Origin of the sequence: Ruegeria denitrificans (assembly GCF_001458295.1) — a bacterium.
Lineage (GTDB): Bacteria > Pseudomonadota > Alphaproteobacteria > Rhodobacterales > Rhodobacteraceae > Ruegeria > Ruegeria denitrificans.
Window position 1 is genome coordinate 23978 of the sequence record NZ_CYUD01000009.1, and the last position, 13386, is coordinate 37363.

The following is a 13386-nucleotide window of genomic DNA, read 5'->3' on the forward strand; positions in this document are numbered from 1 at the left end:
CATATCACCCGGCGCGTCACGAGGGCTTTTTGCCATCGAACAACACAAGTCCGAAAGCACCGGCAAAGATGAACACGTCGGCCAGGTTGAACACAAACGGATTGTTGATGCCGCAGCAGGACATGTTCAGGAAATCTAGAACATAGCCGTACAGCACCCGGTCCACCACGTTCCCAAGCGCGCCGCCGATCAGCATCCCGCCGCAGAACAGCGCCAGCTTTGACGGAACCGTGCGCAACAGCCAAATCAGCACACCGACCGACACAGCCAACGAGATACCAATCAGCACCCACCGGGCAGTGTCGCTGTCGCCCTGAAACAGGCCGAAATTGATGCCCCGATTCTCGCCGTATTTGAACACCAGCAGCGGTGGCAGCACGTCGATATTGCCCTCGGCCACGCGCATCACGTGAACGACCAGATACTTGCTGATCTGGTCGATCGCAAACGCGGCCAGCGCGGCCCAGAGCAGAAGACGCGAGCGCATCAGTGGCGGAAGTGGCGCATGCCGGTGAAGACCATGGCCAGACCAGCCTCATCCGCAGCGGCGATCACCTTATCATCGCGCATCGAGCCACCGGGCTGGATAACGCAGGTCGCGCCTGCCTCGGCAGCCTCCATCAGACCGTCGGGGAAGGGGAAGAACGCGTCCGAGGCCACGGCAGACCCGATGGTCAGTGGTTGCGGCAAGCCGAGCGCGTCAGCCATGCGTTCGGCTTTCTTCGCGGCAATCATGGCCGAGTCCAAGCGGCTCATCTGACCCGCACCGACACCCACGGTCGCGCCGTCCTTGACGTAGACGATGGCGTTGGACTTGACGTGCTTGGCCACTTTCCACGCGAACAGCAGGTCGCGCATTTGCTCCTCGGTCGGGGCTTTTTTGGTCACGACCTGCAGATCATCCATGCCGACGAACCCGTTATCCTTGTCCTGCACCAGCAGGCCCCCGGCCACCTGACGCACGGTTTTGCCACCAGCGGTCACATCCGGCAGGGCTTCGGTGGTTAGCAGGCGCAAGTTCTTCTTGGCTGCAAAGATCGCCTTGGCCTCGTCCGAGGCACCCGGGGCGATCACAACCTCGGTAAAGATGCCGGTAATCTCTTGCGCGGTTTCTGCGTCCAGCGGCTGATTCAACGCGACGATTCCGCCAAAGGCAGAGGTACGGTCGCAATCAAACGCGGCCTTGTAGGCCTCAAGCAAGGTCGCACCTTTGGCCACGCCGCAGGGGTTGGCATGTTTGATGATGGCGCAGGCGGCAGTGTCGCTCGGGTTGAACTCGGCCACCAGTTCGAACGCCGCATCCGTGTCGTTGATATTGTTGTAGCTCAGTTCCTTGCCTTGATGCTGCACGGCGGTCGCCACGCCGGGGCGGTTCGTGCCATCGGTATAAAAGGCCGCCTGCTGATGGCTGTTCTCGCCATAACGCAGGGTCTGCTTCAACTCACCGGCAAAGGCGCGACGGCGCGGGGCCTCAGCGGCCAGCGCATCGGCCATCCAGTTCGACACGGCGGCGTCGTAGGCGGCGGTCCGGGCATAGGCCGTTTGCGCCAGGTTCTGACGGAACGCGTAAGAAGTCTGGCCATCATTGGCCGCCAGTTCAGCCAGCAGCGCGTCGTAATCCTGAACATCCACCACCACGTTGACAAAGGCGTGGTTCTTCGAGGCCGCGCGGATCATGGCCGGGCCGCCGATATCAATGTTTTCGATGCAGGTGTCGTAATCGGCACCTTTGGCCACGGTGGCCTCGAACGGATAGAGGTTCACAACCAGCAAGTCGATCGCACCGATGCCATGTTCATTCATCGCAGCCACGTGGCTGTCATTGTCGCGCAGCGCCAGCAGGCCGCCATGCACCATCGGGTGCAGCGTCTTGACGCGGCCATCCATCATCTCGGGGAAGCCGGTGATCTCGCTGACATCCTTGACCTCTAGCCCTGCATCACGCAGCGCCTTGGCGGTACCGCCGGTCGACAACAGCTCGACCCCGCGTTCGGCCAGGGCCTTTCCCAGCTCGATCAATCCGGTCTTATCGGAAACGGAAAGTAACGCGCGGCGCACGGGGTGAAGATCAGTCATGGGTCCAAAGGTCCTTTTGGCGTCAGTCAAACTCGGGCTCGTCCCGGTGCAAGTCGCGCACGGCATAGGCTGTATCCTGAGCCTTACTCAGCGTCCACCGGATGCGCGTCGCATACTCCATTGCGCGCCCGGATAGAACGATCTGTTTTGTCGCGCGAGGCTTTAAACGTCCTTTTTCAAGGTAAACACTTGGTTCAACTGATAATTTTCCCACACCATCATGACGAAACACCCAGATTTCACCGCTTTTAAGCGCCATCGACACCGCCGCGCCCCCCAGATCAATGGCTGCATCCACGTCAGGATGCAGGTGAAACCGGATGTCAAACCCCACCCCATTCAGGCCCGAAGCGTCCAGCGCCCGGTCAAACTGCCGCTTGGCCTTGTCAGTGGCGGTCAGCAGAATATCCTCCCCGGTCAGTTCTCGCCCATCAAAACGCAGCTCGAACGTGCGCGCATGGGTCAGGCCGAACACTTTGGTGTAACCGTCATGCCCAACCATGAAGCGAGCCCCTTCGAAGGCGTCTTCGAAATCAGTCGGCACGTCTTCCGGCGCATCGACCAAAGCCTCTCTTTCGCCACCATTCCCCGCCGGTGCCAGACGCGCGCTGGAATATCCGTCCAGGCATAGGGTCGTATGCGAAGGCGTCGCGCGTCCGGCCCGCCGCCATTCCGTGCCGAAACTTTCGCCCGATCCACAGTTCACAATCAGCGGCCGCCGCCCCGAGGTCACCTCGAACGCCAAGGTCGAGGCATGAGCATTATAGGATGCCGCCCCTTTTGGCGGCACACTGGCATCGACGATCACACTGGTTCGGGCCGCATAGAGCCGCGCAAACCCCATCGCCAGCCCGGTCGCGTTCTGCGGGCGAACCCCGCTTTGGGCCAGCGCCTGGTCCAACCGCCCTTCGACCCCGCGCCCACCGCCATGAAAGCGGGCCAGCGCGCCGTCGGAATGGCGCAAACTGCGCAAGGTCGGTGCCATGCGTTTGATCGCATCGGCTTGCGCACCGGGGGTGCCCCGTCCCTGATCGCTCAGCGCGGCTGAGGTCCAGGACAGCAGAGTAAACACCTCAAGCAGCTCTTCAGGATTGCGGGTGGAGATGCCGCCCTGTGCGTCGATCTGCCTTTCGCATTCCCTTCCCAGTGCGCGCAGGGCCGGGTCAGCCATCTGCTCCAGCCCCTTCAGCGCCAGACCGGCCTGAACCAGACCGGCCAGAGCCTCGAACCGGGGCAGTCCCGGCGTGGCTGCGGACCAGCGTTTGGACAAGAACCAGGTTTGCTGCGCCAGTGCGCGAAAGAACACAGCGGTTTGCTTGTCGTCCATCCCGCGCAGAAGGAAAGCAGCGTGATTGATCCAGCGCATCACCCGGCGACCGGTCAGATCGGGCGCCCAGCCCGGCCCCTGCCCGCGGCCATGCGTGTCGATCCAGCCCCACACCCAACGCTGGGCCTTTTCCCGCGCGCGCATATCACCAACGGCGGCCAGATCGTCCAACCAAGCAAAACCATGGCGTTCATTGTCAAAGCCGGTACTGGGTGCGGTCACGTCCCACAGGCCAGTATCCTCTGCCTCGACCAGATATCCGGCAAACAGTAGATTTCCGGCAACAAGCTGCCGCCCTCGGGCAAACGATCCCACTGTGCGCGGTTCGGGCTCGGTCACGAAGCCGATGAAGGCCTTGCGCCGCTGGCTGAGCCGCGCATACAGGCGGTTCTGAAACCGCGTCCACCGGTTTGTCATGGTATCTGAATTTGACATGACGCTCGTTACTCTGCCTCTCGCGCTCTCCTGGCGCCTGAGACCCAACGATAGACCGGTGCGCGCGTCAAGTCATCGAAAAGCGTGCCGTCAGGCGGATTTGTTCAGGCAGGCGATATAGAACCCGTCCATGCCACCGCGATCCACCCAATAATCGGGCCGCAGACGCAGGCCGCCTTCTTCGGTGATCCAGCTTTGATCCACCCCGGTCACGCCCAGCGCTTCGTGCTCGATACTCATGTCGGGATATTGATCCAGCGCTTCTTCGATCTGTACCTCGCCTTCGTCGGGCAGCAGGGAACATGTGCAATAGACCAACCGCCCACCGGGTTTGAGCAGAGTCCAGGCATGGGCTAGCATCTGCGCCTGCAGTTCGATCAACCCGCCGAATTCAGAACCGTCCTTGGCAAAGGGCAGGTCCGGGTGGCGTCGAATGGTGCCAGTGGCCGAACAGGGCGCGTCCAGCAGGATGGCGTCGTACTGGCCTTGATGTTCCAGCGCGTCGCCCGCGATGACCTGCGCCTTTAAGCCAGTGCGATTGAGGTTCTCGCGCACCCGTTCCAGCCGGGAATCCGAGATATCCAGAGCCGTCACCTTAGCCCCGGCAGCCGCCAGTTGCAGTGTCTTGCCCCCCGGCGCGGCGCAGAGGTCCAGCACGGTTTCCCCAGCCTTCGGCGCCAGAATACGCACCGGCAAGGCCGCCGCCGCGTCTTGCACCCACCAATCGCCCTGATCAAATCCCGGCAGGGCCGAAACCTGCCCCGGGTCCTGTATGCGCATCGAGCCCGTCGGTAACGCCTCACCCGGCCCCGATGCCCCCGGTTTCAGCGTCAGGTCCAGCGGTGCACCTGAGAAATGTGCCTGTTCCATGCTTGCAACGGCCTCAGCGCCCCAGGCCATAATCAGCGGCCCGCGCAGCCATTCCGGAAGGCGCGGCACCCGCATTTTGGGCCATGCATCCGGTCCTTCGGCGGCAACCTTGCGCAGCACGGCGTTGACCAGCCCTTTAAGCCGACCATGCTTGCGCGACCGCCCTACGATCTCGACCATCGAGTTGACGACACCATGCGCGGCCTCTCCGTGGCACAACTCAACCGCGCCAAGGCGCAGGGCGTTGTGGACCGTTAGCGCAGGTGTCCGGTTCAGGTGATTGTCCAGCAGACGGTCAGCACGTTCCAGCCCACGCAGAGTTTGCAGGGCCAGACGCTGCGCCCGCGCGCGGTCTTCGGGGCCCAGCCGATCCAGCGCCCCTGCGGCCAGGCATTCCGACAATAGCCGTCCCTCGCCCAAAATCTGATCCAGCAGATAGATCGCGCTGCGTCGCGCCGCCGTTGCGTTGTCGGACATGGAACCGCCTTTGAATTATCTTCCGCCTGCATTGCCAAGGGCGGACGCGGGCGTATATCAAGCCCGTGCACGGAAAGGAACCCGATGTCATGCCCGACACCACAAATGACGCCCGCAAAGACCTGCCGCCTGCCGCCCAGCGCGCGCTGGCCGAAGCCGAAGAGCGTCGCAAAAAGGCAGAAGTTGAGGCAGAAGAGATGCCCAAGGAACTGGGTGGGCGCGACGGCCCTGACCCGGCCCGCTTTGGCGATTGGGAGAAGAAGGGCATCGCAATAGACTTTTAAGCGCTCAGGCCCGCAGCACTTGAAGGAAATCGGCAATCAAAGCGCGCTGTTTCTTGGATTTTGCGCGCTCTTCGGGCCAGGTCAGCCAGTACCCGTCCCGCGTTTTCAGCTCTGGCAGATCCAACTTGCGCAAACGCCCGGCCTGCAGATCCGCCTTGGCCAAGGGCACCGATCCCAACACTACACCCATCCCCTGCCGGGCCGCTGACAGAGCGTGCTCCATCGAATCGAAGCTTATGTTGGACAGGGTCACTTCTCCCTGCCTCATCTTACGTGACCAGTCTCGCCAACCGGGCCGCTCACCGCGCAGATCAATCAACGACGCGCCCCAGTCCACATCTGGTGCAACCATCGGCACCAAAACTTCGGGCGCTATCAATTCGGCATCCCGCCCCGGCCAGGCTCCGCGCCCATACCGGATTTGCAGCCAGGTTCGTTCCTCGTCCAACGACGACCGGCGCGCCACGGAATCGGTCACCACTCGCACATTCGGCTGCACAGCCTGAAACCGCGCCAGGCTTGGCACCACAAGCGCGTGAATATTCGAGGCCAACCCGGCTACTCGCAGTTCACGCGGGGATTTTCCGAACAGGTCTTCGGTATTGCGTTCAAGCGCCTGCAAGCTGTCCTGCACCAGCGGAAGATAGCTTTCACCTTCGACCGTCAGCGACACGCCCCGCGCCTCGCGCACGAACAGCGTGCGGCCCAGCCAGGCCTCAAGGTTGCCGATGCGCTGACTGACCGCCGCCTGAGTCAGCCCGAACTCTTTCGCCGCTGCCGAGAACCCGCCCAGTCGCCCGGCGACTTCGAATACGCGCAACCAATCCAGCGGCGGCAATCCGACCTTTTTCTTAGCCATAAGTTTTTCCAAGCCTCAGCAGAAAGAAGGATTAATTGTCTTAATGCCACGAGGCGCTTATTTCCTCAACCAAAGCCCGCGCTGAACAGGAGACCCCCCATGCTGCGCTCTGCCATCCATGACGCCTCGGTCGTAACCGTTGAATTTGACACCGGCACCCAGGCCCGGTTCCACGCCATCTGGCTGCGCGACAACGCGCTGGACCCCGACACCCGCGCGCCCGGGAACGGGCAACGCCTGATCACCATCGGCGATATTCCTGCCGATGTGTCAGTCAGCACCGCCGATGTCATTAATGGCGATCTGAGCGTCACCTTCCAGCCAGAAGGCAAGACCGCGACCTTCCCCGCCGATTGGCTGGCCGATCACGTTTATGATTGCGACAGGGCGCAAGACACCGGGCGCATCGCCCCGGGCATCACCACCTGGGAACGCGGCATCGGCGCACCCAGCGGCGACTGGACCGAGGTCCACGCCAAGCCCGCCGCCAAACGCGACTGGCTGGCCGCTGTGGCCGAATTCGGCTTTGCCAAGTTGACCGGCGGCCCGACCGAACCGGAATCGCTGCTGAAGGTGGCCGATCTGTTCGGCTATGTCCGCGAAACCAACTATGGCCCCTATTTCGAGGTCCGAACCGAGGTGAACCCGACTAATCTCGCCTATACCGGTCTTGGCTTGCAGGCCCATACCGACAACCCCTATCGCGATCCGGTTCCAACGCTACAAATCCTTTATTGTCTGGAGAACAGCGCCGAGGGAGGCGATTCAATCGTCGTCGACGGGTTCCGCGCCGCTGAAAAGCTGCGTGATCAAAACCCCGAGGGCTTTGCCTTGCTGACCGGTTACCCGGCGCGATTCGAATACAAGGGCTCGGACGGGGTTTGGCTGCGTTCGCGCCGCCCGATGATCGAATTGTCACCAGATGGTGAGTTGGTCGGCATCCGCTTTAACAATCGCTCGTCCGCGCCTTTTGTTGACGTGCCCTTTGATCAGATGGAGGCCTATTACGCCGCCTATCGCCAACTGGGCGAGATCATCGACGATCCAGCCATGGGCGTGTCGTTCAAGCTGGAACCGGGCGAGAGCTTCATAGTCGACAACACCCGCGTGCTACACGCGCGGCTAGGCTATTCCGGGGCCGGTTCACGTTGGCTACAGGGGTGCTACGCCGACAAGGATGGTTTGCTGTCCACATTGGCCGCAATGGAGATGGCGCAGCCGGAGGCGGCGGAATGAAACCTGATTTCTCGACCCTGAACCGCGCAAATATCGTGGCCTTTATCGGGGATATTTTCGACCGCCGCGGCGGTGAGGAATACCTGGGTGAGCCGGTGACGATGGCCGAACACATGCTGCAAGGTGCCACCATTGCCGAACAAAACGGCCAGTCCGAGGAAATCATCGTCGGCGCATTGCTGCACGATATCGGCCATTTTACCTCCGAGTTCGGCACCTATCACCCGGATGACACCGAGGACCGTCATCACGAGGATGCAGGCGCTGAGGTGCTGGAACAGTTCTTCCCCTCGGTCATCACCGATTGCTGCCGCTATCACGTGGCGGCCAAGCGGTATCTCTGCGCCACCAAGCCTGAATATTTCAACCGCCTGTCCACCGCTTCGGTCCATACGCTGGAATTGCAGGGCGGGCCGATGAGCGCTGAGGAGGTCGCAGAGTTCGAAGCGAATCCGAACCTGAAGGAAATCATTCAGGTGCGTTACTTGGATGAGGCAGGCAAGCGCGCGGATATGGACACGCCTGATTTCACCCATTTCGCGCCGATGGTGCAGCGCATGGTCGACAAACATCTGGGGACGGCATGAACGCCCCCGAATATATCTTTGAGGCCAGCACAAAACCGTCCCTGCCCTGGCACGAAGTGCCTCTAATCCGGGCCACAGACGCATCGGTCAACGGTTATGGCTGTCTGGTCGATGATCCGGACAGCTTCGAGATCGAAATCGCTCGCTGGCCCCAACAAGGTTGGCGGCCGATTGACGAAGGCACCGGGGATGAAGGCGGCTGGGTCGAAGGCACATTCAAATGCGATTGGCAGGGCGACGTGCTGTACGGTGAGAACGAGGCGGTCAAAGGCCACTACGTTTTGGGCTGGTCCGCCGACCCACAACAGGCACAGACCGACCAGCAAACCGCGCCACGTGATCAGGTGCTGCTGTGGCATATGAATTATCACCCAGATGGCGGACAGATGTTCTGGCCGCTGGACAACAAACCCTTCATCGTTCCCGCAGCGCTGCCCGGCGACAACCTGACGCCGGACAAAGTAGTGGCTTTCTGGTGCGATGGCTCGCGAGGTCTCTATATCCATCCCGGCATCTGGCATGAGGGGATTTTTCCCGTCGAAGACAATCAACGGTTCCTCGACCGGCAGGGCCGGGTCCACGCCCGCGTCAGCGCCGATATCGGCACGGAATTCGGCGTTTATCTGGCCTGTCCACTGCGTGAAGATAGGATCAAGGATCTGTAACTGCTCTTCCGGAAAACTGTCTTCAGAAACCCTTAACCCTTAGCCGAAACATCTGTGATACTCTGATGCCACGTCCAACAGGCACGGGAGGTATCCGATGGGATGGAACAGGCGCAAAGTTGTCCAGCTGGGAACCGCAGCAACGGTCGGAACCTTGTTACCGCGGGTTGCGGCAGCGGCGACAGACCAGAATGAGGCGTTCGAACAAGAATTCGGCAAAACGATCGATCATCTGAGAAAAACGTTCTTGGGGCTTGGTTTCAACGAAGCTGCGCCGCTTTCCATTGCCTCCGGACGCGATGATTTTAACGAGGGGCTGCGGCATGATTTCGATCAATCCGCGCTGCCCTCGAACGCCTTTGTCATTCAACCGCTGGCGCGGGTTGCCGATGTGGATGAAAAATCGCGTGCCGACGTTTTGCCCCTGTTTCATGAGGTCGGCTGTCACCCTGCGGACGCTGATGGTCAGACCACGACGCGCCTGATGTTGCGCATTTTGACCGAAGGGTTTGACCTTGATCCAGCCCGCATTGCCTTTGTCAGCGTACCGCAGTCTGAGGACATGCGCGCGGTGCTGGACGAGATGGCCCTGCCCTTTACCGAAAAAGTTCTGCTGCGCGATGAGGCCGAGGCCCTGGCGGCCCGCGATGCCTCGGGCTTTTTCTTCCCGGATCCGTTTGGCGATGCCTACATCGTGACGATGGGTGTCTATTACCGCGTCGGTGGTACAAATGAATCCGCCCCCGCCGCCTATCCCCCGTCAGCCAACTGGACCGAGATCGGCGAGATCGTGATCGGAGGTGAGGCTGCCCCCCTAGGCATTTCCATCGGGTCCGAGCGCCTTACCTATGCCCGAACCGGCCAGTACCCGACATGGGATCAGCGATTGGGGCTTCTCTTTGCAGCGGCAGAACAGGACGGCGCAGAACCGCCCGGTCTGACCGCATTTCGCTGAACGGGGTTACAGCCCCAGCACATCCACCATGTCATACTGACCGGGGGCCTTGCCCTGCCCCCATAGCGCCGCTTTTAGGGCACCGCGAGCAAAGATGGCGCGGTCGGTGGCCAGATGGCGCAGCACAATGCGTTCACCTGGGGCGGCGAACAGCACGTCATGCTCACCTACGATGTCTCCACCGCGAATGGCGTGAAAGCCGATGTCACCGCGTTTACGGGCCCCAGTGATGCCGTCGCGCCCTCGGTCGGACACGTCGGCCAGATTGACCCCCCGTCCTTCGGCAGCGGCCTCACCCAGCATCAGCGCGGTGCCCGAAGGCGCATCGACCTTGTGGTGATGGTGGCCTTCGATCACTTCGATGTCGAAATCCTCATCCAGTGCAGCCGCAACTTTCTTGGTCAGTTGCACCAGCAGGTTGACTCCAAGGCTCATGTTCCCTGCGCGCACGATGACAGCGTGGCGCGAGGCCGGTTCCAGCGCCGCAATTTGCTCGTCAGACATTCCGGTGGTGCCGATCACGTGTACACAACGCGCCTGCGCTGCCAGCGCGGCAAATTCCAGCGTCGCCTCGGGCGCAGTGAAATCGATCACCGCCTGCGCCTGCGAGAACGCCTCGAGCGGGTCATCGGTGACGGTGACGCCCACCGCCTGACCACCCATCGCCTTGCCCACATCCTGACCGATCCAGTCATGGCCCTTGCGCTCGACCACACCGACCAGACGCGCCTGGTCGCTGTCAGTGACGGTCTTGATCAGCATCTGCCCCATACGGCCCGAAGCCCCTGTGATGACGATCCCCGGTATATGGGTCATAGCGCTGGTCCTTTCTAAAGTCGGCTCAAAGCCTCCTAACCCGTTCGCGCCCGCTTGGCAAAGCCCTGCTTTGGGCTTAGATCGGGGTTATGGCAAAGAACAAATTCCACGATGGCCCCGGCCCGTCCCAACGACAACTGCGTGTCGGCGAACTGATCCGCCGCACTCTGTCCGAGGTTCTGGCACGCGGAGATGTCCACGACCCCGACCTGAACCGCATGTCGATCACTGTGGGTGAGGTGCGCACCTCGCCCGATCTGAAGATCGCCACTGCCTTTGTGCTGCCGCTGGGCGGCAAAGGGCAAGAGGACGTAATTGAACTGCTGGCCCGCAACAAGGGCGAGTTGCGGCGCATGGTCGGCAAGAAGCTTAACCTGAAATTCTCGCCCGATTTGCGGTTCCGTCTGGATGACACGTTTGACCGACTGGACGATACCCGCCGCATGTTCAGCCAGGACGCGGTGCGCCGCGATCTGGACGAGTGATCCGCACGCTGGCCACGCTGGGCGCGGTCCTTTGGGCTGCGCAGGCTGGGGCGGTCACCTGCGAAAAGCTGACGCACGAGGATAAGCGGTACACCGTTTGCGAGGTGGATGCCGCCAGTGAAGACCTGCGCCTGTTTCTGAACGATGAAAACGGTGACCTTCTGGGGCATTTCTCATCGGTGAACGAGGCGCTTGAACCCGGTGGCAAGCGTCTGGCCTTTGCGATGAACGCGGGCATGTATCACGACGACCGATCACCTGTCGGCCATTATGTCGAAGAGGGCGAAGAGGTCATGCGCGTGATCCCGAACCCCGGCCCCGGCAATTTTGGCTTGCTGCCCAATGGCGTGTTCTGCATCCGTGACGGTCGCGCCGATGTGTTCGAAACACTGGATTTCGTCGATCAGGCCCCCGACTGCCGCTTTGCCACCCAATCCGGCCCGATGCTGGTCATCGACGGAGAGCTGCACCCGCGTTTTCTGCCCGATTCGACCTCGCTTTATGTGCGCAACGGGGTGGGCACCAGCGCTGACGGCTCGCGCGCGGTGTTTGCGATTTCTGAGGATTACGTCACCTTTCACGAATTCGGCAGCCTATTCCGCGATGTGCTGGAAACGCCGAATGCGCTATTCTTCGATGGCAACATCTCACGGATGTATGACCGGGCCAGCAACCGCTCTGACGTTGGCTTTTCGCTGGGGCCAATCGTGGGTGTGGTCGAAGAGACGCCCGGAAATTGACAGGAACCGGGTGATCCGTTAGGTCGCGCGCCTCAGCAAAGGGCAAGGTGCAAGATGGGACGTAAACGCAAGGGTCGTGACATTTCCGGCTGGCTGGTGGTGGACAAGCCTGCGGGCATGACCTCGACCGCGGTGGTCAACAAGGTGCGCTGGGCAATGGATGCCAAGAAAGCGGGCCATGCGGGCACACTGGACCCCGAGGCGACCGGCGTTCTGGCTGTCGCTCTGGGTGAGGCGACCAAGACCGTTCCCTACATCACCGATGCGCTGAAAGCCTACACATTCACCGTGCGTCTGGGTCAGGCCACCAACACCGACGATGCCGAGGGTGAAGTGATTGCACAAAGCGATGCGCGCCCCTCGGATGACGACATCAAACAGGCACTTGCCCCATTTCTGGGCGATATCATGCAGGTTCCACCCAAGTTTTCAGCCGTGAAGATCGACGGCCAGCGCGCCTATAAATTGGCCCGCGATGGTGAGGATGTGGAACTGACCGCGCGTCCCTTGTGGGTTGAGGAACTGATCCTCGTCGACCGCCCTGATGAAGACCACGTTGTTCTGGAAATGACCTGTGGCAAAGGTGGCTATGTCCGTTCGATCGCCCGCGATTTGGGGGCAACGCTGGGATGCCATGGCCACGTCAAGGTACTGCGCCGCATCTGGTCCGGCCCATTCGAGGCCCAAGACGGGCTGAGCATCGAACAGATCGACGAGATGGCGAAGACCACTGCGCTGGACGACTACCTGCACCCGCTGGAAACCGGTCTGTCGGATCTGCCCGAGCTGAAATGCACCCCCGAAGGCGCAACCCGCCTGCGCAATGGCAACCCCGGCATGGTGCTGGCGTCCGACGTGGAATACGGCGATGAGGCGTGGGCCTCGCTCGATGGCAAGGCGGTCGCGGTGGGCATCTACAAATCCGGCGAATTGCATCCCAGCCGGGTGTTCGTCGCCTGAACCACGTGTTAGGCGGTGGGCATGATCACCCGTTCCCATACCAAGGGCGATGCGCCCTCGACCGCCATTTATTCTGACTGCGAGCACTATCGCTATAGCCTGACCCGCATCTGGGACGCGTCAGGGCGCAAGGCGCTGTTCGTGATGCTGAACCCCTCGACCGCGACCGAGGTGCAGAACGACCCCACGGTGGAACGCTGCGAACGCCGCGCGCGGGCGCTGGGCTTCGGGGCGTTTCAGGTGACCAACATCTTTGCCTGGCGCGACACCGACCCGCGCAAGATGCGCGCCGCTGCTGACCCTGTGGGCCCCGCGAATGACGCAGCGATTTTGGACGGCGTTGAATGGGCTGATCAGGTCATCGCTGCCTGGGGCACCCACGGCACCCATCTGGAGCGCGGCCCGGCGGTTGAAACCCTGCTGCGCGATACCGGCCAGCCGCTGTTTCATCTGGGGCTGACCAAGGGCGGGCATCCGAAACATCCGCTCTATATCGCCTATACCCAGCAACCCGAACCGTGGTGACAAAAGGTTAACCACAAGATCAGCTTGGCTTTGACCAAGCGCTTGATCGCATGAGATATTTACCCTCGGGGCAATACGTTCACGGAGGG

General features: G+C 61.5%; 15 protein-coding genes. 9 read left to right on the forward strand and 6 right to left on the reverse strand.

Annotation, left to right across the window (positions count from 1 at the left end):
- Positions 1-16: 16 nt before the first annotated feature.
- The 4 genes from lspA to RUE5091_RS14220 all read right to left on the reverse strand — a co-directional run bounded on the left by lspA (position 17) and on the right by RUE5091_RS14220 (position 5185).
- A complete protein-coding gene (gene lspA / locus RUE5091_RS14205; RefSeq protein WP_058282597.1) occupies positions 17-487 on the reverse strand; it encodes a signal peptidase II in 471 nt (156 codons plus the stop codon).
- A complete protein-coding gene (gene purH, locus RUE5091_RS14210) occupies positions 487-2076 on the reverse strand; it encodes a bifunctional phosphoribosylaminoimidazolecarboxamide formyltransferase/IMP cyclohydrolase (protein ID WP_058282598.1) in 1590 nt (529 codons plus the stop codon). Before purH ends, lspA begins: the two co-directional genes overlap by 1 nt.
- 22 nt (positions 2077-2098) lie before the next feature.
- A complete protein-coding gene (locus RUE5091_RS14215) occupies positions 2099-3838 on the reverse strand; it encodes a heparinase II/III family protein (RefSeq protein ID WP_058282599.1) in 1740 nt (579 codons plus the stop codon).
- Between the two features lie 90 nt (positions 3839-3928).
- On the reverse strand, positions 3929-5185 hold the full coding sequence (locus RUE5091_RS14220) for an RsmB/NOP family class I SAM-dependent RNA methyltransferase (RefSeq protein ID WP_058282600.1): 1257 nt from the start codon (positions 5183-5185) through the stop codon (positions 3929-3931).
- A gap of 89 nt (positions 5186-5274) precedes the next feature.
- Between RUE5091_RS14220 and RUE5091_RS14225 the strand changes: the two genes are divergently transcribed.
- On the forward strand, positions 5275-5469 hold the full coding sequence (locus tag RUE5091_RS14225) for a DUF1674 domain-containing protein (RefSeq protein ID WP_058282794.1): 195 nt from the start codon (positions 5275-5277) through the stop codon (positions 5467-5469).
- 4 nt (positions 5470-5473) lie between these two features.
- Here the strand turns inward: RUE5091_RS14225 and RUE5091_RS14230 are convergent, their stop codons facing one another.
- Positions 5474-6328 carry a LysR family transcriptional regulator gene (locus tag RUE5091_RS14230; RefSeq protein WP_058282601.1) on the reverse strand — a complete coding sequence of 285 codons (855 nt, stop codon included), beginning with the start codon at positions 6326-6328 and terminating at the stop codon, positions 5474-5476.
- Positions 6329-6427: 99 nt separating this feature from the next.
- Here RUE5091_RS14230 and tmpA point away from each other — a divergent pair, with 99 nt between their 5' ends.
- The 4 genes from tmpA (at position 6428) to RUE5091_RS14250 (ending at position 9771) form a co-directional block, all read left to right on the forward strand.
- Positions 6428-7564 carry a 2-trimethylaminoethylphosphonate dioxygenase gene (gene tmpA / locus RUE5091_RS14235; protein ID WP_058282602.1) on the forward strand — a complete coding sequence of 379 codons (1137 nt, stop codon included), beginning with the start codon at positions 6428-6430 and terminating at the stop codon, positions 7562-7564.
- Positions 7561-8151 (forward strand): (R)-1-hydroxy-2-trimethylaminoethylphosphonate oxygenase, encoded by a 591-nt coding sequence (gene tmpB / locus RUE5091_RS14240; protein ID WP_058282603.1) that lies wholly within the window; start codon positions 7561-7563, stop codon positions 8149-8151. The genes tmpA and tmpB overlap by 4 nt, the downstream gene beginning before the upstream one ends.
- A complete protein-coding gene (locus RUE5091_RS14245) occupies positions 8148-8816 on the forward strand; it encodes an ureidoglycolate lyase (protein ID WP_058282604.1) in 669 nt (222 codons plus the stop codon). Before tmpB ends, RUE5091_RS14245 begins: the two co-directional genes overlap by 4 nt.
- Positions 8817-8913: 97 nt before the next feature.
- Complete coding sequence (locus RUE5091_RS14250; RefSeq protein ID WP_058282605.1) at positions 8914-9771, forward strand: hypothetical protein; 858 nt, start codon at positions 8914-8916, stop codon at positions 9769-9771.
- Between the two features lie 6 nt (positions 9772-9777).
- Here RUE5091_RS14250 and dapB read toward each other — a convergent pair whose 3' ends face one another.
- On the reverse strand, positions 9778-10587 hold the full coding sequence (gene dapB / locus RUE5091_RS14255; RefSeq protein ID WP_058282606.1) for a 4-hydroxy-tetrahydrodipicolinate reductase: 810 nt from the start codon (positions 10585-10587) through the stop codon (positions 9778-9780).
- 89 nt (positions 10588-10676) lie between these two features.
- Here dapB and rbfA point away from each other — a divergent pair, with 89 nt between their 5' ends.
- Genes rbfA through RUE5091_RS14275 form a run of 4 tightly spaced genes read left to right on the forward strand, consistent with a single transcriptional unit; the run spans position 10677 to position 13297 of the window.
- On the forward strand, positions 10677-11072 hold the full coding sequence (gene rbfA, locus RUE5091_RS14260; RefSeq protein WP_058282607.1) for a 30S ribosome-binding factor RbfA: 396 nt from the start codon (positions 10677-10679) through the stop codon (positions 11070-11072).
- The gene (locus tag RUE5091_RS14265; RefSeq protein WP_058282608.1) at positions 11069-11812 is read left to right on the forward strand and encodes a phosphodiester glycosidase family protein; all 744 of its coding nucleotides are present in this window, start codon (positions 11069-11071) and stop codon (positions 11810-11812) included. Before rbfA ends, RUE5091_RS14265 begins: the two co-directional genes overlap by 4 nt.
- A gap of 54 nt (positions 11813-11866) precedes the next feature.
- Positions 11867-12772: a tRNA pseudouridine(55) synthase TruB gene (truB, locus tag RUE5091_RS14270; RefSeq protein WP_058282609.1), complete on the forward strand. Its 906-nt coding sequence runs from the start codon at positions 11867-11869 to the stop codon at positions 12770-12772.
- A 21-nt stretch (positions 12773-12793) separates the two neighbouring features.
- Positions 12794-13297 carry a DUF1643 domain-containing protein gene (locus RUE5091_RS14275; protein WP_058282610.1) on the forward strand — a complete coding sequence of 168 codons (504 nt, stop codon included), beginning with the start codon at positions 12794-12796 and terminating at the stop codon, positions 13295-13297.
- Positions 13298-13386 lie beyond the last annotated feature (89 nt).

Excerpts from the sequence above, each read along its gene's own strand:
- lspA (WP_058282597.1), bottom strand. The coding sequence starts at position 487 with ATGCGCTCGCGTCTTCTGCTCTGGGCCGCGCTGGCCGCGTTTGCGATC.
- purH (WP_058282598.1), bottom strand. The coding sequence starts at position 2,076 with ATGACTGATCTTCACCCCGTGCGCCGCGCGTTACTTTCCGTTTCCGAT.
- RUE5091_RS14215 (WP_058282599.1), bottom strand. The coding sequence starts at position 3,838 with ATGTCAAATTCAGATACCATGACAAACCGGTGGACGCGGTTTCAGAAC.
- RUE5091_RS14220 (WP_058282600.1), bottom strand. The coding sequence starts at position 5,185 with ATGTCCGACAACGCAACGGCGGCGCGACGCAGCGCGATCTATCTGCTG.
- RUE5091_RS14225 (WP_058282794.1), top strand. The coding sequence starts at position 5,275 with ATGCCCGACACCACAAATGACGCCCGCAAAGACCTGCCGCCTGCCGCC.
- RUE5091_RS14230 (WP_058282601.1), bottom strand. The coding sequence starts at position 6,328 with ATGGCTAAGAAAAAGGTCGGATTGCCGCCGCTGGATTGGTTGCGCGTA.
- tmpA (WP_058282602.1), top strand. The coding sequence starts at position 6,428 with ATGCTGCGCTCTGCCATCCATGACGCCTCGGTCGTAACCGTTGAATTT.
- tmpB (WP_058282603.1), top strand. The coding sequence starts at position 7,561 with ATGAAACCTGATTTCTCGACCCTGAACCGCGCAAATATCGTGGCCTTT.
- RUE5091_RS14245 (WP_058282604.1), top strand. The coding sequence starts at position 8,148 with ATGAACGCCCCCGAATATATCTTTGAGGCCAGCACAAAACCGTCCCTG.
- RUE5091_RS14250 (WP_058282605.1), top strand. The coding sequence starts at position 8,914 with ATGGGATGGAACAGGCGCAAAGTTGTCCAGCTGGGAACCGCAGCAACG.
- dapB (WP_058282606.1), bottom strand. The coding sequence starts at position 10,587 with ATGACCCATATACCGGGGATCGTCATCACAGGGGCTTCGGGCCGTATG.
- rbfA (WP_058282607.1), top strand. The coding sequence starts at position 10,677 with ATGGCAAAGAACAAATTCCACGATGGCCCCGGCCCGTCCCAACGACAA.
- truB (WP_058282609.1), top strand. The coding sequence starts at position 11,867 with ATGGGACGTAAACGCAAGGGTCGTGACATTTCCGGCTGGCTGGTGGTG.
- RUE5091_RS14275 (WP_058282610.1), top strand. The coding sequence starts at position 12,794 with ATGATCACCCGTTCCCATACCAAGGGCGATGCGCCCTCGACCGCCATT.